26 protein-coding genes are annotated in these 20,978 nt (G+C 33.8%); 2 read left to right on the top strand and 24 right to left on the bottom strand.

From position 1 onward, the window contains the following. Positions 1 to 120: 120 nt before the first annotated feature. A complete protein-coding gene (locus KBJ98_RS05695; protein ID WP_210788664.1) occupies positions 121 to 777 on the top strand; it encodes a TrmH family RNA methyltransferase in 657 nt (218 codons plus the stop codon). Positions 778 to 813: 36 nt separating this feature from the next. On the opposite strand, the gene KBJ98_RS05690 is transcribed toward KBJ98_RS05695, so the two are convergent. From KBJ98_RS05690 to KBJ98_RS15335, 21 genes are all read right to left on the bottom strand, one after another. Then, a complete protein-coding gene (locus tag KBJ98_RS05690; RefSeq protein ID WP_210788663.1) occupies positions 814 to 1,356 on the bottom strand; it encodes an STM3941 family protein in 543 nt (180 codons plus the stop codon). Between the two features lie 156 nt (positions 1,357 to 1,512). Continuing rightward, positions 1,513 to 2,598: an AmmeMemoRadiSam system protein B gene (gene amrB / locus KBJ98_RS05685; protein WP_210788662.1), complete on the bottom strand. Its 1,086-nt coding sequence runs from the start codon at positions 2,596 to 2,598 to the stop codon at positions 1,513 to 1,515. Between the two features lie 288 nt (positions 2,599 to 2,886). Continuing rightward, positions 2,887 to 3,381: a hypothetical protein gene (locus tag KBJ98_RS05680; protein WP_210788661.1), complete on the bottom strand. Its 495-nt coding sequence runs from the start codon at positions 3,379 to 3,381 to the stop codon at positions 2,887 to 2,889. A gap of 152 nt (positions 3,382 to 3,533) precedes the next feature. Beyond that, positions 3,534 to 4,262: an LVIVD repeat-containing protein gene (locus tag KBJ98_RS05675; protein WP_210788660.1), complete on the bottom strand. Its 729-nt coding sequence runs from the start codon at positions 4,260 to 4,262 to the stop codon at positions 3,534 to 3,536. Between the two features lie 2 nt (positions 4,263 to 4,264). Beyond that, positions 4,265 to 4,756 (bottom strand): hypothetical protein, encoded by a 492-nt coding sequence (locus KBJ98_RS05670; RefSeq protein ID WP_210788659.1) that lies wholly within the window; start codon positions 4,754 to 4,756, stop codon positions 4,265 to 4,267. Positions 4,757 to 5,543: 787 nt separating this feature from the next. After that, the gene (locus KBJ98_RS05665) at positions 5,544 to 6,167 is read right to left on the bottom strand and encodes a CatB-related O-acetyltransferase (protein WP_210788658.1); all 624 of its coding nucleotides are present in this window, start codon (positions 6,165 to 6,167) and stop codon (positions 5,544 to 5,546) included. A 203-nt stretch (positions 6,168 to 6,370) separates the two neighbouring features. After that, a complete protein-coding gene (locus KBJ98_RS05660) occupies positions 6,371 to 6,892 on the bottom strand; it encodes a GNAT family N-acetyltransferase (RefSeq protein WP_210788657.1) in 522 nt (173 codons plus the stop codon). A gap of 293 nt (positions 6,893 to 7,185) precedes the next feature. Further along, positions 7,186 to 7,512, bottom strand: coding sequence for a hypothetical protein (locus KBJ98_RS05655; protein ID WP_210788656.1), 327 nt, complete (start codon positions 7,510 to 7,512; stop codon positions 7,186 to 7,188). A 102-nt stretch (positions 7,513 to 7,614) separates the two neighbouring features. Continuing rightward, complete coding sequence (locus KBJ98_RS05650; protein WP_210788655.1) at positions 7,615 to 8,403, bottom strand: PhzF family phenazine biosynthesis protein; 789 nt, start codon at positions 8,401 to 8,403, stop codon at positions 7,615 to 7,617. Positions 8,404 to 8,474: 71 nt separating this feature from the next. Further along, entirely contained in the window at positions 8,475 to 9,083 is a 609-nt protein-coding gene (locus KBJ98_RS05645; protein WP_210788654.1) for a short chain dehydrogenase, read from the bottom strand. Positions 9,084 to 9,159: 76 nt separating this feature from the next. After that, on the bottom strand, positions 9,160 to 9,735 hold the full coding sequence (locus KBJ98_RS05640) for a Crp/Fnr family transcriptional regulator (RefSeq protein WP_225899068.1): 576 nt from the start codon (positions 9,733 to 9,735) through the stop codon (positions 9,160 to 9,162). 172 nt (positions 9,736 to 9,907) lie between these two features. Beyond that, complete coding sequence (locus KBJ98_RS05635) at positions 9,908 to 10,675, bottom strand: MBL fold metallo-hydrolase (protein ID WP_210788653.1); 768 nt, start codon at positions 10,673 to 10,675, stop codon at positions 9,908 to 9,910. 73 nt (positions 10,676 to 10,748) lie between these two features. Further along, positions 10,749 to 11,321, bottom strand: coding sequence for a Crp/Fnr family transcriptional regulator (locus KBJ98_RS05630; RefSeq protein WP_210788652.1), 573 nt, complete (start codon positions 11,319 to 11,321; stop codon positions 10,749 to 10,751). Positions 11,322 to 11,478: 157 nt separating this feature from the next. Beyond that, positions 11,479 to 11,970: a hypothetical protein gene (locus KBJ98_RS05625; protein WP_210788651.1), complete on the bottom strand. Its 492-nt coding sequence runs from the start codon at positions 11,968 to 11,970 to the stop codon at positions 11,479 to 11,481. Between the two features lie 139 nt (positions 11,971 to 12,109). Continuing rightward, positions 12,110 to 12,598 carry a DUF4199 domain-containing protein gene (locus KBJ98_RS05620; protein ID WP_210788650.1) on the bottom strand — a complete coding sequence of 163 codons (489 nt, stop codon included), beginning with the start codon at positions 12,596 to 12,598 and terminating at the stop codon, positions 12,110 to 12,112. Further along, on the bottom strand, positions 12,595 to 13,233 hold the full coding sequence (locus tag KBJ98_RS05615; protein ID WP_210788649.1) for a tetratricopeptide repeat protein: 639 nt from the start codon (positions 13,231 to 13,233) through the stop codon (positions 12,595 to 12,597). The genes KBJ98_RS05620 and KBJ98_RS05615 overlap by 4 nt, the downstream gene beginning before the upstream one ends. Before the next feature lie 163 nt (positions 13,234 to 13,396). Continuing rightward, positions 13,397 to 13,918: a hypothetical protein gene (locus KBJ98_RS05610; RefSeq protein ID WP_210788648.1), complete on the bottom strand. Its 522-nt coding sequence runs from the start codon at positions 13,916 to 13,918 to the stop codon at positions 13,397 to 13,399. Positions 13,919 to 14,197: 279 nt separating this feature from the next. Next, positions 14,198 to 14,482: a hypothetical protein gene (locus tag KBJ98_RS05605; RefSeq protein ID WP_210788647.1), complete on the bottom strand. Its 285-nt coding sequence runs from the start codon at positions 14,480 to 14,482 to the stop codon at positions 14,198 to 14,200. A gap of 308 nt (positions 14,483 to 14,790) precedes the next feature. Then, a complete protein-coding gene (locus KBJ98_RS05600) occupies positions 14,791 to 15,297 on the bottom strand; it encodes a YegJ family protein (protein ID WP_210788646.1) in 507 nt (168 codons plus the stop codon). 90 nt (positions 15,298 to 15,387) lie between these two features. After that, positions 15,388 to 16,083: a DUF1003 domain-containing protein gene (locus tag KBJ98_RS05595; RefSeq protein ID WP_210788645.1), complete on the bottom strand. Its 696-nt coding sequence runs from the start codon at positions 16,081 to 16,083 to the stop codon at positions 15,388 to 15,390. A gap of 166 nt (positions 16,084 to 16,249) precedes the next feature. Next, on the bottom strand, positions 16,250 to 16,333 hold the full coding sequence (locus tag KBJ98_RS15335; RefSeq protein ID WP_394369366.1) for a hypothetical protein: 84 nt from the start codon (positions 16,331 to 16,333) through the stop codon (positions 16,250 to 16,252). Between KBJ98_RS15335 and KBJ98_RS05590 the strand changes: the two genes are divergently transcribed. Next, on the top strand, positions 16,293 to 16,535 hold the full coding sequence (locus KBJ98_RS05590; RefSeq protein WP_210788644.1) for a hypothetical protein: 243 nt from the start codon (positions 16,293 to 16,295) through the stop codon (positions 16,533 to 16,535). The two genes, KBJ98_RS15335 and KBJ98_RS05590, sit on opposite strands and share 41 nt — an antisense overlap. A 59-nt stretch (positions 16,536 to 16,594) precedes the next feature. Here the strand turns inward: KBJ98_RS05590 and secA are convergent, their stop codons facing one another. The 3 genes from secA to KBJ98_RS05575 form a co-directional block, all read right to left on the bottom strand. Then, a complete protein-coding gene (gene secA / locus KBJ98_RS05585; RefSeq protein ID WP_210788643.1) occupies positions 16,595 to 19,936 on the bottom strand; it encodes a preprotein translocase subunit SecA in 3,342 nt (1,113 codons plus the stop codon). An 85-nt stretch (positions 19,937 to 20,021) separates the two neighbouring features. Further along, entirely contained in the window at positions 20,022 to 20,243 is a 222-nt protein-coding gene (locus KBJ98_RS05580) for a DUF2795 domain-containing protein (RefSeq protein WP_007138072.1), read from the bottom strand. Positions 20,244 to 20,405: 162 nt separating this feature from the next. Further along, a complete protein-coding gene (locus KBJ98_RS05575; RefSeq protein ID WP_166134897.1) occupies positions 20,406 to 20,975 on the bottom strand; it encodes a cob(I)yrinic acid a,c-diamide adenosyltransferase in 570 nt (189 codons plus the stop codon). Between the last annotated feature and the right edge of the window lie 3 nt (positions 20,976 to 20,978).

Raw genomic sequence — 20,978 nt, 5'->3', positions numbered from 1 at the left:
AAATCCCGTAAGCGTACTTCGTTTAACTTTCAAAGCACAATTCGTAAGAGATCAATACTCGCTGTTCTATAAAACATAAAACTAGTCTTTTTTACTATTTTTGCCAAAAAATAATCCCACATGATCGATTTAAAATATCTCGAGTTTCTTGAAAATATCCTCACCGATAATCGCAAAGAGAAATTCTTGAAAGTATTGCAAAACAGAACCAAACATTTTACCATAGCTGTTGAAGATGTGTTCCAGATGCACAATACGAGTGCTGTTATGCGCAGTTGCGAGGTTTTTGGAATTCAAGAACTGAACGTAATTGAACAGCGTTACGGAAAAAGTATCGATAAAGAAATTGCCATGGGAGCCCAAAAATGGGTTGACATTAACACCTTTGACAGTGTAACCACTTGTGTTGACACTTTAAAAAATAAAGGTTACCAAATTATCGCTACCACGCCACATGATAACGATTGTTTGATGGAAGATTTTGATATATCTAAACCCAGTGCCTTATTTTTTGGCACCGAACGCGACGGTTTATCTGAGGAAATCTTGCAACGTGCCGATGGTTTTTTAAAAATCCCTATGGTGGGTTTCACTGAAAGTTTGAATATCTCCGTTTCGGCAGCGATAATCATTCAAAACCTAACCAATAGATTGCGCAACTCCAACATTGATTGGCACTTAAGCGAAAACGAAATTCTAGAAAAACGTTTAGAGTGGGCCAAAAAATCTATTAAGGATATTAAAAGGATTGAAGCTCGTTACTACAGTGAAAATTAGATCCAATTTGTTTATCAGCATACTAATGCATTACAATTATTGTGCTTTGTAGTTTTGCATTTGCTCAAGTATTACTTTTTGTAGTTCACTAAAATCAATCTCTAATGCGGTAGAAGTTATAGTGATTGGTGTGCCATAAGACTTGTAATTCATTTTGACTGCTCCTTTTTTAATCGGATTTGTAATTTGATTAATATAGTCCTCAGGATTTTGCACAATAATTAATAAAAATTGCTGGTTCATTACTTGTGCAATCTCTACCGCGGTGATATCATCCCATGGTATTAATCCAGCAGATACAGCACTTGAATTGTCTGTGATTCCGGCTTGGTCTATCTGTAAACCCGGTTTTTTATCGTTGTATTTTCGGGAAATACTAATTGCTAGACCTCCAAAAAACACAATCGCAAGACCTCCTAAAATTCGCATCACGGTTTCATTTTTAAACCAATTGCTCGAACCCTCGGGCGGATTAGAAACAAACCAAATGCCAATTAATATAAATAAAATGGACCCTAAAAGTAAAAATTTCATTTTGGTTTTACTCAGCGCAATTTGAATCGGAGTCGAATTTTTCATGGTACTATAGTTTTAAATTATTTGTTTTGTCATCAAACGAATTTAAAAAAAAAAATTAAAAAAAGCTGTAATATCGTTTTAAGGATTACATTTTTAGCTTCGTGTAAACTTAATAGGTGAAAATACTAATTTGAATTTTGCCCTTGAAACTGATAACTATTCGTATTTGATACTTGCATAACCTACCCAGTGTTTTTGAGTAGCGATAGCCGTAGTTCCCATACCTAAATCTTCTACTTTTATAAGTTCATGATCAATACTTGATGCATAGTTTAAAAAAGTCCCTTTCAGTGGTTTGTTTGATAATGTCAGATTTAATTTATTGGCAAAACTCACTCCAAATGGCACCGAATATCTTCCACACCAAACCCATTTATATTCTTTGTAATCTGTGTTTTTTACGGTGTATTCGGTAAAGGTTTTTACTTTTTCAAGACTAATTTCGTTTACTAAACATTTTTCAATAATTTCCATATCAAAAGCCCTAGCTTTTTTGGTGCCTTCATTATCAACTCCAAAAGGAGCCAAATCGCCACTCCATTCTTCATTACCATAATGTACTGCATCGTTCGAAATGACAACTGCGACGTCCTTTCCATATTCAAGATGCTTTTCTTTTAAAATTTTTGATACCACTTCAGAAAGCGCATTGCTAATGCTATCTATTGTTTCGTAATTGATGTACGGCACCAGTATTGGAATAATTTGTAGGTTCTTATTTTTGCGATGTAAAAAAGGTACTATAGCTTCTAATGAATGTTCTAACTCTTGCATTTCGTTATGAACTAAGTAGGATGATTTTGGAAATTTCGCCATGATTTCAGCATTTAAATCAGACACTTTTAAAGCACCATAAGGCGATTGCCAATGTGTGAAATCTCCAAAGATAATTTTGTCCTGAAGGCTAAAGTTGCGAGCGCGATGTGCAACTCCAATTAAAATAATTGTGTTGGCATTAATCCCTTTAAGCGATTCATAATACAACCGTCCAGCGTATTTATAATCGTCATGCGGACTTATAGCTGCTTTCCATTGCATCTTATTTTTAGAATCCTTAATTCCTAAACGGTTATAAATAGAATCTAATTGCCAACTGTATTTTGTAAAACCAATCGTATCATGCACAGGCCTAACTCTCTTTTCTAGTGCTAATACTGCTGCTGGATTTATGACATTTTTTTTACTTGTACAACAAAAACAACACAAACAACACAAACAAATCAAAATAAATAGTAATCGCATATCAAATTTTATTTCAAGCAATTTACGTCAAAAAATGATATCTGAGTGCGGCCGTAATTTTTAGATTCATTTTTGTTTTTAGGTTACTGTTTGGTTGAAAATAGGAGAGATAGAACTTTGTGACTTTCTCATAGATTACTAAATTGTTGGTAGTGTTTTTGAATACGGTTGTAAAAACAGCTTGCAAATCAGGGTTATCGGGCTTTAATTTTTGCAAAGTTTGTATTCTTTGTGGTCACGAGCGAGACGCTCGCGCTAGCGGCTCCAGTAGTCAGTATGTGCTTTAATTTACCGATTTAGCTTCTTAAGAATGTCTTTTGCGCGTTCATTACTAAGCCAATCAACAATTCTGATTATATGGCTGCCTTTTTTTATCGCAATGGAGTAGTGTGAATTTGAAAATAGATAATTCAAACGAATAAAATAGCGTGTCCTCTCTATGTCAAAATTTACAATGCTAATTTTTTCTATTTCAGATCTTAGATATTCTTTTGGCTTATCGAAAAGTTTATTTTTATTCGTGACTTTTACTTTTTGAGGACAAATCTCTATAATCACCCTGCCGAAAGTATTCCATAACCAAATGTAAAGGAAGAGTATAAAGAATCCAAGGAACGGAATTAAAGCAAAAATATAATTTATAATAGATAGTAAGTACGTATTGCTTGCCGAGAAAATTGGTAAAAAAACAAGCATTATCATTATTAAAACTAACAACACAAAAGGAAATGTTAGGGCAATAATCCAATTCGGTTTGTTTTTTATTATGATGATTTCGGACATTTTAGTTTATTCGTTTTTTTATTTTAATTGATCTCAGAACTACAAAAACAATTTGAATGATTTAACTTCCTAATTAAGGTAAATGTATTCGTTTTACATAAAAAAAACGACTTTAAAAAAAGTCGTTTTATCTATTCCTCGAAGGAGAAAAATTAAAAATTTGTTTCGCTCTCTAGTTGGATGTCTTTGATATCGTTTGGATTCATTTTATAACGGTATACCCCTTTATCTCCAATAGCAAACAAGGTATTGTCTCGAATAATTACATCAAAGCAATTTTTGTCAATAGCATGAACCAAAATAGGTTCAGACGGATTTTCGATGTTGAATATTTTGAGTACATCGTCGCAAACCAAAAGGTATTTTGCAGTGTAAAAACCAATTCCTTTCGGTTGCATAAGGTTTCTACTATGAATTAACTTCGGATTTTTAAGGTCCTTAGTGTCGTAAACTTGTAAAACGTTTGTGTTATTCCCACAAGTAGTGTTTGAGTTCAATGTTACAAAGGAATGTGTGCTATTGGCAATTACAGGGTCGCAAGCGGTAAAATGTTGTACACTTGATAATTTGGTTGGGTTTTCAGGATTACTTATTGAATAAATAAACATTCCGTTTCTTGAACCAATAAATAAGTTGTCTCCATAAGCGAATAGCGTTTCTATGTCAAAGCCAATAGGAATATCGTTCACTTTAACTGGTTTTTCGCCATTTATTAACGAAAAGACATTTAATTTCATGTGGTCTACGCTGTAAAGATAGTTGTCTTTTAGGGCAAAAACAGCGAGTGAGCCGCCTTGTCCGGTGCTATCGTTTGATGCGCTATCACTCTCAGAGCAACCGAATGAAAGCGCTAAAAGAAATATGAATATAATTTTTTTCATGATTATTTTTTTAAATTCCAGTCAATTATGATTTCATTTTCTTTCGTGTAGCCTTGAAAACCATTTGGAGCTTGCTTTTGCGGAAACACATTTTTATTTCGGTTGGTGACCTTAAAAATTCTTGTAGCGGGATCAAAAGTAGCCGTGACCAAATCTACTGCTTGATTGATGTACATGGTATTGCCTTTAACAGCTAAATCAGTGGCACCTGGCGCCTTTATAAAATAGAGTCGTTCAGGTTTGCTTGGATTTGTATAATCGTATACATGAAACCCTTTGTTGACATCGTTAATAAACATTAAATCTCCTTTAATGTAAATTTTTCCTGATTTAACAATGGGCTGAGCGTTTTGAAAAGCGATAGATGTTTCAAGTGCGCTCCGAGTGATAATGACAGGTTGGTATTCTTGTCCCGGAAAGTCATTTGGATCGTTTGGTAGCCAACACGAAACAAACAAAATTGAAACCAGCAGGAGAAGTACTGTTTTTTTCATAGTTAAATATTTTTTTAAAGATAACTAATGGAGCTTTTGGTTGCGTTACCTTTTGGTTAAATTTTATCCCGTAATGATTTAGCAATCAGAAATCTATTTGTTTAATTCAATGAGGTTTTCCAAACAAGCGATTTTTTCTTTCACCGACCACAGCTTGGTGTAATCAACTACGTTAAAAATTCAGTTTTATTTGCGCCAAACAGAACAACAGCCTCTAATTTCTTGTCATTGTATTTCTAAATGACATAGCCTAAAGTTACTCTCTCTTCTATTTTCGACACCTTGCTTTTTTGTTCTTTGTAGTAATGGAAATCCTATTGATAAAAATGAGAAATCTGTTCGATTATAGTTATGGAATTCTTGTAAAACGGGTTGGATTTCATCGAATCTCTCGAGGCATTTCAGATTTTAAAATTTTAAAGCAGATAATTATAAGCTAAAATTAAAACAAGATAAAATAAAAGCACTAAAGCAGTCGAAAGCATAACGAAAGTGAAAAATCGAATATTCGACAGCCAATTATTGATTTTGAAAAGCAGCAAACTAATAGCTGTAAGTATAACTGACGCGATGATAAACCAGCAAAGTACAACAGTGGTAATTCCTAATTGAACAGCCGTTTTGTAGAGCGGTATGACAAAAATACCAGCAAAAATCAAAGTAAAATAGAAAAAGCAAAGTATTACTTTTTCAGTACGACTTTGCTTTGTTTCGGGAATATTTGATGATGAAAGTAAACCGATAATTTCGAATAATTCTGAGATCATAGTTGTGATTTAAATGGATGTTATTCGACTAATTTATCCCAATCACAAGCTGTTAGGTGTTCTACATTTCGGGTTATTTTATCTATTGGCCAATGCCACCATTGAATTTCTAATAGCTTTTTGATTACTTCCTCTGGAAATCGTTTTTTAATTTCACGAGCGGGGTTTCCGCCTACAACGGTATAGGGCGGAACATCAGTGGTCACGGTAGCATTTGCTGCAATAATTGCGCCATCGCCAATGGTAACGCCGGCCATAATGGTGGCGTTGTAACCAATCCAAACATCGTTGCCAATGTTGATGTTTCCTTTGTTTGGATAGCTTTTATCTTGCATGGCATGTTCCCAACCGTTACCAAAAATTGCAAACGGATAGGAGCTAAGTGCGTTGGTCAAATGATTAGCGCCATTCATAATAAAAGTGGCACCTGAGGCAATCATGCAAAATTTACCAATAACGAGTTGATCGCCAATAAAATCGAAATAGTATTTTACATTTTTTTCAAAATTAGACACATCTTCGAAGTCGTCATAGTATGTGTAATCGCCCACGATGATGCTGGGATTTTTGATGGTATTTTTTAGAAAACACAGTCGATCGTAATTTGTGAGAGGAAAAACACTATCCTTGTCAGGTCCTGTCATTTTTCGGATTTTTAAAATTAGCTTTTATTAAATGCTTTGTTTAATTGAACAGCAACGCTGATCAAATATACTATTATTTTAAAAATAGAGATCGGGAAAAAGTGTTTTGTAAGCTTCTTCTAAATTGTCAAAAAAATAGGAGATCTTTTGGAAGCGGTTTTAGGAACATGTTAAAAATCAACGCAGTTCAGATTCCCTATTTTTTATTTAGACCTTAAGTCAATTTCAAATAAACTTACCGTTGCGTTTTCATAATGTGCAGGAAGTCCTTCGGTATTCTTAAGTTTTAATAAACCTAAAAACTCAAAGCCACATTTTGTGTAGTAAGTAATCAATCCTGAATTATCGCCAACTGTATCCATTCTTATGAATTGTTTTTGATTTTCTTTGGCATAATTCTTTGCCCATTCTACAATTTTACCCACTAAATTTTGTCCTCGAAAATCAGGATTTGTTGCAATACGGTGAATATAAACAGCTGGTTCTTCGTTGCGTTCCTCCCAAATTTGTGGATCATCAAAAGTTGTCGCCCACACACAAGCAATTTTACCATCTACAACTATTTTCCATTGTCTGTTTTCTGAAATTTCAATTTCAACAAGTTTTCTATCAAATTGTGGCCAATGATGGGTAAATCTCGTCTTCTGAAAATCAGTGGCGATTTTGTATAAACGGAAAATTTCGTCGGTGTCGTTGTTGTTGCTATTCTGTATTTGAAAGTTCATTTATGTGTTTTTGATTGTATTTTTTAAAAAACACAGTCGATCGTAATTTGTGAGAGGAAAAACACTATCCTTGTCAGGTCCTGTCATTTTTCGGATTTTTAAAATTAGCTTTTATTAAATGCTTTGTTTAATTGAACAGCAACGCTGATCAAATATACTATTATTTTTTGACCCAAGAATATTGCTTGTTGCTTTTGATTGCTTGCAATTGCATCCGAATGCAATTGCAAGTAAACCAAAAATTATAAATCTTCTTATCTTTTTTATTTAACAATTTTTTTTGTGATTGAATTTTAATTTTTAAAACGAATCACTACAGCTTTTTTATCCTTTGGAGTAATAATTATACCTTGTGCATTTGCGAATTGTGTTTTTGCCTTTATGATCAATTGGTCACGTATATGATCGTACTCGGCATCTTGTAATTTGGATGTATCAACTTTTACGGTTCCAAGGAACTCATATTCCAAAATGGGGTTATTGTCTGTAAATACAGTTAGCCCTTCGATTTGATTTGCATTTCCTAATTCATTAGTTTTTTTGGTATAATTAAACTGAAAATATAATAACACTACTAAAATTGTTACTATAACAATTAAAATTGAGATTCCTTTTTTCATACTTTTTTGTAATTATTTGTTTGTAATTTAATTCATAGATTTAAAATTGGCACTGCGTTTTTGCTTTCTAACTATGACGCAACACCCGAGTTAGCAATTGTTTTAAGCTATCCAAAAGTTCCCAACAGAATAGGTTTTTGCTGTTCCGCTAATAATAACTCGGTCACCTTTGTCTTCACAATATAGTTTACCCATTCGTTCCGAAACTTGTTGCCCATAAAGTACTTTTTTATCAAGTCTTTTTGACCAAAATGGCACCAAAGAACAATGAGCAGAACCTGTTACAGGATCTTCTAAAATGGAGGCTTGTGGTGTGAAAAAACGAGAAACGAAATCACAGTCATCTCCAATTGCTGTTACAATTACTCCGCCTGGATCAAGGTTGATTTGGTCAAACAATTGTCGGTCAATTTTAATATTTCTAATTGCTGTTTCGTTTTCATAAACCAAAACATAGTCTCTTGATTTTAAAATTTTCCTAGGTTGGATATTTAAAGATTTTGAAATTGTCTCGGGTAAAGTATCTGCAATAGGCATTCTTGATGGGAAGTCCATTTTGTACAGTCCATCTTCAACTTTAACAATTAAGTCGCCACTTAATGTTTCGAAAACAATTTCATCTTTTTTGTAATCTAAAATTGTCTTTAAGCAATGTGCTGTTGCAAGTGTAGCGTGACCGCACAAATCCATTTCAATTTCAGGTGTAAACCATCGTAAATGGATTTTCTCTCCTTTGTCAACAAAAAAAGCTGTTTCTGCAACTGCGTTCTCCTTTGCGATTTTCAACAAGATTTCGTCTGGCAACCATTTGTTCAGCGGCACAACACAAGCAGGATTTCCTCCAAAAATGGTGTCTGTAAATGCGTCAATTTGGTAAAGTTTTAATTCCATTTTACTTTTTTAATAAACAGCATATAGTCAATTTCTTTTTTGAAAAGACTATATGCTGTAATTTTAGTTAATTATGCATCAACAAGGATAACTTGACCTGTAATAAACCCATCAACCGAGCGCTCAAACGCTTTACCAACCAATGCACTAGGTACAGGTTGAAATCCTGGCATCATATCACCGTAAACATCCCAAGCCTCCGCTAAAACTGTTGGATTTATTGAATTTACACGAATACCTCTTGGCATTTCGAAGGCTACACATTTTACAAAGGTATCAATGGCACCACTTGTAGTTGCATCTGCAATAGCAAAAGGAATAGGCTTTAAATTTAGTATACCTGTAATAAGCGTAAAGGAACCTTTATCAGCAATGTATTCCTGACCTATTCTAACAATATTGATTTGCCCCATCATTTTACTCATTACTGTAGTCATCCATTGCGCTTCAGTCATTTCCTCGAAGGTTGCATATTCACATACGCCAACTGTATTCACAACTGCATCAAAGTGACCAACCTCCTTGAATAATTTTCTCAAAGATTCTTCACTTGTAATGTCAACTTGGAAGTCACAACCGTCTTGAGAGCGACCTGCTGTAATCACTTTGTGTTTTCCTAAACCTGTAAGTGCTGCTTTTCCCATTTTCCCATTAGCACCTATTAAAATTACTGTTTTCATATATTTAATTATTTTTAAATTGAAGTGCAAAATTACACTCCTGCCCTACTATTCAAGTAGGACATTTGTCTAATAATTAAATTGATGCTCTTATTCTACTTAAATGTCTTTGAGTAATTCCAAGATAGGAAGCTATGTAGTGAAGTGGAATTTGTTGCACAAATTGTGGATGGTTGTTTATCAAATCTACATATCGTTTTTGGGCGTTGGATTTTTGATGATTAAATATCCATTTTTCGAGTTCAACATATTCTTTTTCAGCAATTATTTTTAAAAAATTCAACCATTTATTGTTTGATTCCGCAAGGTTTTCTAATTCTTTTTTTGAAATTGAAATTATTTCAGAATCGGTTAAAGCTTGTAAATTTTCTTCTGATTTATTCTGTGTAATAAATGAAGAATAAGCCACTAATAATGTATTAGGAAAGGTAAAACAATAGGTTATTTCTTCGTCATTATTAGAATAATAAAATGAACGAAAAACACCAAAATTCACGAAGGAAAGCGTGGTACAGATTTCATCTTGTTTAATGAAAAAATCTCCTTTTTTTATCGTAGAAATAGTCGCTAAACTTATAAATTCATTTATTTCACTATCTGTAAATAAATTGAATTGTTTTAAGTATTCCAACAGTTGATTTTTCTTAAACATAGTACTTGTTTTAGGCTTTAATTCTATAATTCGTATTTATATTTTGCTGCTTTGCAAAGTTAGCAATTACAAGTGTAGAATTTTAAATCCCTTTCAAATCATTGATGATATAAAAAAAATATGACATTGATTTACTGACTGGTTTTCTATAAAATCATTTATACTTAGTTTATTAAAAGACTTTACTTTCTCCATCATTTGGAATAAAAACTTTATCAGAATGTCCAATTTTTGAAACTTCTACTTCTAATTGTTTTCTTGTTGTTGGACAATGATTTACGGCTTCTAAATGATTTGCGATTACTTGGTTTGGTGCATTTTTCAAAAACTTCAAAATGTCATCCATTCGCATTAATAAAGGCTGAAAAATATCCAGTTGTGCTGTTCCGCAAGCTACAACGGCAACATCAGGTTTTAGCTCTGTGAGTACTCGGTGTACATCGTCAGTGTAGATGGTATCTGCGCTCAGGTAGATTGATTTTTCGTTTGGTAATTTGATATAAAAGCCCATTACATTTCCCATTGGTTTAGCTACAAATCCGTAACCGTGTACCGCTGGAATTCCTAAAATTGCTCCGTCTAAAAATGGCGTAGACAGCCAATAGTCAACTGTTTGCGTAACGTTCAATCCTCTTTTTATCAATTGTTTTTTATCCTTAATACTACAAATAATAGGAGTTTGTCTCGAGCGAAGAAAATTTTCAGCCTCCTTGTCTAAATGGTCTGGGTGCAAATGTGTAAGTAAGCAATGGGTTGTTTTTTCAACAATATCCATTGCATTGTTTGGTAAATCCACAATTGGATTGCGTTGGGGTTTAAAACGGAAAAGTGTAAATGTAGGTCCAGCAGTTCCTTTTTTTCCAAGCATTGGGTCAATTAAAAGTACTTTGTCTCCCGTTTCTATTACCATGGTGGCATTTCGTAAATGATGTATTTTCATTTTTTTGATGTTTAAATTGTAAATACAAAGTTGCTACGTACCGCAACAATTTCCATTGATTGAAATCAAGAAGTTACATTTTCTTTCTGATTCGGCTCAATGTTTCGGGTGTGATTCCCAAATAAGAAGCAATATGATATTGAGGAATTTGCAACAACCAATCTGGTTTTGTTTTCATAATATCGAGATACAACTCTTCTGCAGTATTTACAAAATGGTTAAATTCTTCGGTTTCTTTATTAACAACAATCCTTTGAAAAATAGTTTCAATAAATAGTTTGCCACATTGGTATTGATTGGTAAAAGCCAAGAATTTTTCTTTCGATAAAACTCTCAAATCGACATCAGTTATACATTCCTGATATTTTTTGGTTGGAGTAGCATGAGTAAAGGAACTGAAATCGGTTATGAAAGTCGGATTGGTGTAAAAATTTATATTTTTTTCCTTCTCGTTGCTAGCGTAATATTCGCGAATGATGCCTTGATCTAAAAATCGGAGTTCATTTTCGATGGTGTCATTTTGTAAAATGATTTCCCCTTTTTTATATGATTTGATGACAAAAGTATTTACAAATTCTTCTAAGCCTTCTTTGTTAAAAGGAAACTCATTGCTAAAAAATAAAGAGAGCTTATCTGTTGTTGTCATTTGTGTTTAAATCATTTTACAGAATATTCCTTTGGGGTTGGTCGGGATTGGAGCTAAAGTACGCTATTTTGTGGATTTGTTAAAATTCCCAAAATAGGATACTATTTTTTCCTTTAAGGCTAATACCCAAATCCTTTGTTGAGGCTGTTAGTGGCAGTTATAATTTACCGCCAAACTTAAGATATATTTGTTTGAAACTACTTATTTTTAATTTCCCTTTATTTTGAACTTTCAATTCGAATTTTAGTTTCGAATAATTTGAATAGTAAAAACTTGAAATTTGGTCTTCTAATTTTCCATTTTTAAATAACCACAAAGATTCGTAATATCCTGTTTTAGATTTTTCATTTACAAATTTTGAGAAATCATAATAAGAAAACAATCTTTCCTTTTTGAGAAATGGTAATATTAGGTTTTTAAAAATCACTTTATCTTTTTCAATTATTATTATTTTTAGTTGAAAAATTAAGCTTAAAGCAAATATCTCAAGAATAATTATGAGAAATAAAATAAGCGGTTTGTATGTCCAAAATTCATATTCAAAAACTTTAATACCTGCTTTTATAAAAATGATCCAAAATAAGATTCCGACAAGAAAATTTATAAATAATACAAGCAACAAGGATGTGATTTTTATTTTAGATTTCATTATTTATTATAATTTCGGTTTCAACGGGCTAATTTCCAACAACGTTTGGCAGCTACAAGAAGTTGGCGATTTCGAAGCACAAAGCTTCATTTAACCACTGAACCCCTAATTTCTTGTTTGTGCTGTCAGTAGTACGTTGTTATTCCGTTTTTTTTGTTCGTATAAAAATCATTGCAATTGCTGTCGTCACAATTCCCATTACCAAAGCACCGATTGCACTTTGTTTAGCATAATTCATATAGTTAAAGTTTGCCTCTGCTTCTGTTGTCGATTTGAAGTAACCAATTTCAACTGAACGTTTAATTACATTCGGAAAATACTCTGGTGAAATGATGTAGGTTATTACCCATTGTGTCAATGGACTTAGTATAGCAATAATTAAAGACAACATGATTCCCGATATAAGTCCTTGTCTATAGTTCATTTGTCCATCATAGAAAACTTTCTTTTTTTCTTTTAACCCTAGAATCATAAAGAATATCGCAGGAATTGCAAAAAGGTTAGTAAGATAAAGATGATAGTCGATATATTTGCCGTGCAGTCCACTTAGCTTTTCTAATACCATCCAAAGCAATGTCATTATTGAGAATAAAATTGCCCATTTGATTTCAATTTTTATTTTTTTCATTGTTTATTTTTTTTAAGTTGCTTTGTCAAAGTTTCCTCTGCGTTTTTTTCATTTGTTAGCATCCATATTTTTACATTTGATTGCGGTCTTTTTTCTTCAACATATTTGATGAATTCCATAAATTTATTTACATCACTTGCGTTTGGTTGTAATCTTACATATTCCTTAGAAGTTTCAAGCATTCGATCTGTTTCTTCATAAGTTATTCCTTCAGTTACCAATATATTTCGATACGACTTTCCAATATAGAAGTTAACGGCAAAAAATTGTGGCGAAGTTTTTAGAATTAACGGATAAGCTTTTTCAAAATATTCAACTGCTTTTCGGAAGTTTTTGGTATTCTGGAAACTATTTACTCCGTAATACCACAACGCAGCTACATTATTTGAATCTTGGACGATTACTTTGTCGAGTTGTTGCTGAGCTTCTTCGTATTTGCCTTGATTTAGCAAACACAAACCAATTTGCGTCTGATAAATTAAATTCTTCTCATCAGATTTTAAACCTTCTCTAAACACTTCTTCGGCTTCTTTGGTTCTATTTTGACTTAACAAATTATTTCCTTCGTCTAGAAAGTTCCTTTGAGCATTCAAAATAAAAGGGCAAAGTAACGCTAAAAAAATCATGTTTTTCATATGCAGGGTTTTGAATAATTACTGCCAACGTTCCGCCGCTTCTCGTCAGTTGCGAACTTAGGACCCCATTATTTGCTGTTAAAGATAAAAATTCTTGCGAAACGTGAACGTGAACTTATCACAAAATTCGCAAACTTGCCAAGCGCTTATTAGCGGTAGTTTTTTACTTTTTATCTCCTATCATTACAAATAATGGAAACAGAATTATTGATATTCCAATTAGTAATAATATTTTAGTATACAGTTTGTCTTTATTATTTCCGCTCCTTCCTTCAAAAAAACTTCTATGTCGGAATATAGCTCCTTTTCCTGTTTGATATGGAATAAATTCTCTATTATATTTGCTCCAAAAAATCAATCTTAAAATATGGTATAACACAAATGTCAAGATTGGAACAAACCCAAAATAGTTATTACCAATTAAATAAATAGAAGATAATAAAAGCCAAATGACAGAAAAGTAAATATTTCTAAATCGTAGTCCAAAAGGGCTCGAAATTGTTTGAAAAGCAACAAGCCAAGATATAAAAAGTGAAGTAGCAAACTTATTTTCAGGTTTATATTCAAGTACATAGAAATAATATAATATTGAGATAAAAAATGCTGAAAGATATAAATAATCAGAAGCTATAAATTTTCTGATTTCTAAATTCCCAAATACAAATTTTCTATTTGTTTCGTTCATTATTTATTTAAGTTTTTCGGTCGTAAAAAGACAGCTAACGTCATGCTATTACTACGGTTTTGGGACTAAATTAAGCCCATTATTCGGATTTGCCAACTCTTCCAAATACAAACCAATTTTTCCATTAAACCAAATCCCCAAATTGCTTGTAGCGTGTGTTGGTGGCAGTCTTTGTTTTATTAAGTTTAATTTTTTTCAGTTTCTACTGTCAAATTCCAACTTCACGTTTCTTCTTTTCACATTTCTGTTGTCAAGTTTCAACTTCGCACTTTTGTTTACTTAACCAATAGATATTCCGTTTAAATAGATATAAATTACTACTATAATCAAAATTATAGATTCGACAAGCCATACATTTTCTTTGTTAAATTTTTTAAAATTTAGAATAGATTGTTCAATTGCTAAGATGATTATAAAAATTATAAATCCAATTAATGCAATTGCTCCTCCTAATGCTCTTCCTCCATTATTATCTATTAAAAGGAAATATATAGACATCATTAAAAGTAATATTTCCAATGCTCCAATAACAATTAAAAAAGGTGTAATAGTTAGTTTCTTCATTGGTAATTGTTTTTTGATAAGAGTTTTCAATTTTTTTAAATAACCTTGAATTTCTATTTGTAAATTCCGAGTTCCAATATTAAATTGTTTAGGCTTTTAAATAATTTTCAAATAATAAGTTGTTTTAAAATCATATTTGCAGCGATTTCTGATTTCGGATTGCTACCAACGTTCCGGCGCTACACGCGGTTTGGGACTAAATTAGCGCTATTTTTCGGGCAAGCCAAAACTTCCAAATACAAAACCATTTTCCCGTCAAGACAAATACCCAAATTGCTTGTAGCGTGTGTTATAAGCCGTTTTTTCTTCTACTTTATTTTCATTCCGCTTTCTACATCAAACTTTTTTCGTTCTCCTTCCGTCATTCTTTCTCTTAAAAGTCTGATTGTATATCCACCGTGTAATTCTGATTTTTTGATATACATCCAATCACTAATTTCTTTTTTTTCTATTTGTACAGTGTCGCCAAGTTTTACGCTTTTTATTTTTTCTGGCAAATTGTCAATTACGCCAATATATTTCCCTTCTTCTATTCCTTGAATATTTCCAATCCAAATATGTTCAACGTTTCCATTTTCTTCAAATTTCTTTTTCAAGCCAAAAAATGTAAAAACTCTAGTATTGTTTTTAAAAGCAAAATCAAAACTATCTAAAGTTTGTTTTGCTTTTTCGATTGCCTTATTCATTTCAACATCATCTTCTTCAACGTTATAAATTGTCGACTCATTTTCTCTTCCTATTTTTTTGTTTGAATTACAACTTAAAATACAAATAGAGAAAAATAGGAGTAATGTCTTGATTTGCAGATTTTTCATAAAATGGCTTATAACTAGTGGCTTTAACCGATTAATTTATTCTAAAATCCAATTTCAACTTAATCAATGCCTTATTTATTTCACAGTAACTTATAAGGGCTTTTTTAATTCTTTCATTAAGTCTTCTAAATAATCGGTTTGTAGTTCTTGAATTTCAAGGAGTTTTTTGTTTTGATGCGCTAATAAATGGTCAATTTTTTCACTTAAAAGTTTGATTTCTAGCTCGGCTTTTAAGTTAATTTTATAGTCGTGTTCGCTTCGTTGACGGTCTTTTTGTTCTTGTCGGTTTTGGCTCATCATAATAATTGGTGCTTGAATAGCTGCCAAGCAAGAAAGTATTAAATTGAGTAAGATAAAAGGGAAGGGGTCAAAAGGTTTGGTGGTTAAAAACCAAATGTTAATGATCATCCAAATTAATATGAAAGAAAAAAAAGTGATGATAAAAGCCCAACTTCCGCCAAAGGCTGCTACACCATCAGCTAGTTTTTGACCGAAGGTAAGTTCGGCTTCAATTTCGTCTTGAATGTTTTCCGAAAGAATTGAGTTGTTTTTTATGGCGTTCATTACATCTTGGTCGATGGCCGCAATTTCTCCTTTTTCTTGTTGGATTAACGAGGTCAAATACAAGCGTCGGTACCGATTCAATTCTTCAATAGTTATTGCATCGTTCAAACTAAAATTCGGGAACTCGGTTTGTATTAGGTTGAAAATCCCTTCTCGGATATCGCGTCCGAGTATTTCTTCTCCTTTTTTGATTTCTAAATTGCTAATCTTGCTGGTTTTCATAATGTTTTATATTTAGCTTCCCGACTTTTTTAGGTTGTGTAAATAGAATTAGTAGTTGATTTGTCAAAACTAATACTGCTCATGTAAATCAATTATTGGTACTAGGTAAATCTATAACAAAAAAATCAAGTACTAATGAGGTAACTACCCCGTTTTCGTCAATTTTTCAATAAGCAGGATAATAGTCCTCTCCATAGCCAGATTGAAACGTGGCAATGTTTAAGTTGGTTTGTGGGAAGGAATTGTTTATCCAATTTCCTACTGCATTATTTACTACCGAAGTTTGTGCGAGTTGTAGCCCTGACAGTAGCGAAAAGCCTATGCCGGTTGGCCACTACTTTTTATGGTGTCTGGCAGAGCGACCGAAGGAAGCTCCTGAAAGCGCCAATAAAAAGAGTTGGCAATCCAAAAGCTTGCAGCGTATGGCAGGAATAGGTCCTGAAAAAAAATAGCATAAAAAAAACTCCACTACTTGCGCGGTGGAGTTTGATATATTTTGAAATAAAAGGAATTAGTTCACTAAAACCCATTGGCCTGAAGCGATTAAGCTTTCGGCTTTTTTGTATTTCATTTCTTGAATTTGTCCGTTGGCCACGTTTTGAATGGTCACGTTATCATTGCGATTGATTTTTGGTTGATCGCGTGTGATGGTCTCTGTTACCTGACGGGTTTGTGTTTGCATTGCCTCTTGATTGGCGGCTTCGCTGCTTACAATTTCGTCTTTTGAAATGGTGTAATCTTCAACTGGCGTTACATCAATAGCCTCTTGAATACGCTGGTTTTCTTGTGCTGGCAAATCACCTTTGAACAAAAACGAGATTACCTCTTTGTTTACATTGTCAATCATGGCTCTAAACAAATTAAACGCTTCTAACTTGTAAATTAGCAAAGGATCTTTTTGTTCGTGCACTGCCAATTGTACAGATTGTTTCAATTCGTCCATTTTGCGTAAGTGCTTTTTCCAAGCTTCATCAACAATGGCTAGTGTGATGTTTTTCTCGAAATCAGCTATCAATTGCGCGCCTTGAGTTTCGTATGCTTTTTTCAAGTCGGTTACCACATTTAGTGATTTGATACCGTCAGTAAATGGCACTACAATACGCTCGAATTGGTTGTTTTGATCCTCGTAAACGCTCTTGATAATAGGGAAAGCCTCACGTGCGCTGCGTGCTGTTTTCTCAGTATAATACTCTAAAGTTACTTTATATAGTTTATTAGTTATGTCTGTTTCGTTGCTTTTTGCAAAGTCACTTTCGCTAATTGGCGACGTGATAGAGAAGTAACGAATTAATTCAAACTCAAAGTTTTTGAAATCGTTTGTTCCTTTGTTTTGGCTTACAATAACTTCGCAGGTATCGTACAACATGTTGGCAATGTCAAGTTTTAAGCGCTCACCAAATAAAGCATGGCGACGACGCTTGTAAACTACCTCACGCTGTGCGTTCATAACATCATCGTACTCTAACAAACGTTTACGTACTCCAAAGTTGTTTTCTTCTACTTTTTTCTGAGCACGCTCAATTGATTTGGTCATCATAGAGTGCTGAATTACTTCACCTTCTTGTAATCCCATGCGGTCCATTACTTTGGCTACTCTTTCAGAACCAAACAAACGCATTAAGTTGTCTTCAAGCGATACGTAAAATTGAGAACTTCCTGGATCACCTTGACGTCCGGCACGACCACGTAATTGACGGTCAACACGACGTGAATCATGACGCTCTGTACCCACAATGGCTAAACCTCCTGCAGCTTTAACTTCTGGAGATAATTTGATATCGGTACCACGACCGGCCATATTGGTTGCAATTGTTACTACTCCTGGTTTACCTGCCTCTTCTACAATTTGCGCTTCTTGCTTGTGCATTTTAGCATTCAATACATTGTGAGTAATGCCACGCATTTTAAGCATTCGGCTTAACAATTCAGAAATTTCAACAGATGTTGTTCCAATAAGAACTGGTCTTCCAGCTTTTGATAATTCAGTTACATCTTCAATAACAGCATTGAATTTTTCACGTGTTGTTTTGTAGATGAAATCTTCTTTGTCTTTACGTGCAATTCCTCTGTTGGTTGGAATTTCAACTACATCTAACTTATAAATCTGCCACAATTCCCCAGCTTCAGTAACGGCAGTTCCCGTCATTCCGCCCAGTTTGTTGTACATTCTGAAGTAGTTTTGCAAAGTTACTGTTGCAAAAGTTTGAGTAGCAGCCTCAATTTTTACATTTTCTTTGGCTTCGATGGCTTGGTGCAATCCGTCAGAGTAACGACGACCATCCATGATACGACCTGTTTGCTCGTCAACAATCATGATTTTGTTGTCCATGATTACGTACTCTACATCTTTTTCGAATAAAGTGTAGGCTTTCAACAGTTGCGTAAGCGTGTGGATACGCTCGCTTTTTACACCAAAATCTTGGAATAATTTTTCTTTTTCCTCTGCTTCTTGATCTTTATCTAATTTTCTGCTTTCGATAGCTGCAATTTCAGTTCCGATGTCTGGAAGTACGAAAAAGTCAGAGTCCGTATCACCAGAAAGGTATTTGATACCGTTATCAGATAACTCTACTTGATTGTTTTTTTCTTCGATTACAAAATACAATGCTTCATCAATTTTATGCATTTCTCTTTTGTTATCCTGCATGTATTGATTTTCTGTTTTTTGAAGCAATTGTTTGATTCCTTCTTCACTCAAAAACTTAATTAAAGCTTTGTTTTTAGGTAATGCTCTGTAAGCTCTCAAAAGTTGGAATCCACCATCTTTGGTATTTCCTTCTTTGATAAGTTTTTTAGCTTCTGCCAAGAAACCGTTAGCCAATTGTCTTTGTAAACTCACCAAATTTTCGATTTTTGGTTTCATTTCAACAAATTCGTGGCGGTCACCTTGTGGTACTGGACCTGAGATAATTAATGGCGTTCTTGCATCATCAATCAAAACCGAATCCACCTCATCGACAATAGCGTAGTTGTGTTTTCTTTGTACCAAATCTTCTGGCGAGTGCGCCATGTTGTCTCTTAGGTAGTCAAAACCAAATTCGTTGTTAGTACCATAAGTAATATCAGCATCGTAGGCTTTTTTACGACCTTCAGAGCTTGGTTGGTAATTGTCAATACATTCAACTGACATACCATGGAATTCGAATAAAGGTGCTTTCCAAGTGCTATCACGTTTAGCCAAGTAATCATTCACGGTTACTAAGTGTACGCCATTACCAGTAAGCGCATTTAAGTAAAGAGGTAATGTTGCTACTAACGTTTTACCTTCACCCGTTTGCATTTCGGCTACTTTTCCTTGGTGCAAAACCATTCCACCAATTAATTGTACATCGTAGTGAATCATGTCCCAAGTAATTTCTTTACCAGCTGCGCTCCATGAGTTGGCCCAAATGGCTTTGTCGCCTTCAAGCGTGATGTAGGTTTTGGTAGCAGAAAGTTCACGATCTTTAGCTGTAGCGGTTACTTCGATATGTGTGTTTTCTTTGAAACGGCTTGCTGTTTCTTTTACCACAGCAAAAGCTTCAGGTAAAATATCCATCAAAACTTTTTCAGAGATTTCGTAGGCCTCTTTTTCTAAAGCGTCAATACTTACATAAATATCTTCTCTTTTATCGATGTCTTCGATGAGTTCAACATCGGCTTTTAAAGCAGCGATTTTGCTGTCTTTTTCGGCGCGTGCTTGTTTGATTTTTTCTTTGAACTCAGCCGTTTTCGCTCTCAATTCATCATGAGACAATGCTTTAAGGGCAGTTTCGAAGGTTTTTATTTTGGAAAGATACGGTTGTAAGCCTTTGACATCATTTTGAGACTTGTCGCCTACAAAGATCTTGATAATACTGTTGATGAAACTCATGATATGTTTTTATTTCTAAATTGTTTTATTCTATACATTTAAACCAAAAAAAAGCCTCTTTTGAGACTTTTTATTGGTTTACCTTTTAATATTCATCCTCATTCCAAAGATAGTCTTCGTCTGTAGGATAATCTGGCCATATTTCTTCCATTGATTCATAAATCTCGCCTTCATCTTCAATAGATTGAAGGTTTTCTACAACCTCTAAAGGAGCTCCTGCTCTAATGGCGTAGTCGATTAATTCGTCTTTGTTCGCAGGCCACGGTGCATCACTTAAATACGATGCTAATTCTAATGTCCAATACATCTGTTGTCGATTTAGTTTTGTGCAAAAATAAATTTTTTACTGAAAAATACAAGTAAAAAACGATTTATTTTTGGTTAAAGTTAAGAACGTTTTTTTGGGTTTAAAGTTTTAGGTTTCAAGTTTCAAGTTTTTGTGCTTAAAACTACGGCTGTAAACTGAATACTACTTTCTTGGAATCCATTTTACTTCTTCCGCTTGTAGGTCATGAGACAACTTTCGTGCCAGCACAAAAAGGTAGTCAGAAAGTCGGTTTAAATACGTGATAGCAATTTCAGGAACAGGTTCATTGTGACTTAAATGCACTGCTAAGCGCTCAGCTCTGCGGCAAACGCACCGAGCGATATGACAATATGACACGGTTGTATGTCCGCCTGGTAAAACAAAGTGGGTCATTGGCGGAAGTGATTCTTCCATTTGATCGATTTCGTTTTCGAGTAATTCAATATCAGTGGGTACAATTCCTAAATTTTGCAAACGCAATTCCCCATTTTTTTTAACCTCCTTTTCAGGTGGAGTAGCCAAAATTGCACCTACTGTAAAAAGGCGGTCTTGCACTTCGATTAAAATAGCTTTGTAGCTGGTGTTTATTTCTTGGTCTCTGATGAGTCCGATGTATGAGTTTAATTCGTCTACTGTTCCGTAGCTTTCAATACGTGCGTGATCTTTGGGAACTCTTGTGCCACCAAATAATGATGTAGTTCCTTTGTCGCCCGTTTTAGTATATACTTTCATGTA

The organism is Flavobacterium erciyesense (assembly GCF_018069925.1).
Classification (GTDB): Bacteria; Bacteroidota; Bacteroidia; order Flavobacteriales; family Flavobacteriaceae; genus Flavobacterium; species Flavobacterium erciyesense.
The sequence above is the reverse complement of the archived record's forward strand: the minus strand, read 5'-3'. Positions and strand labels throughout refer to the sequence as shown.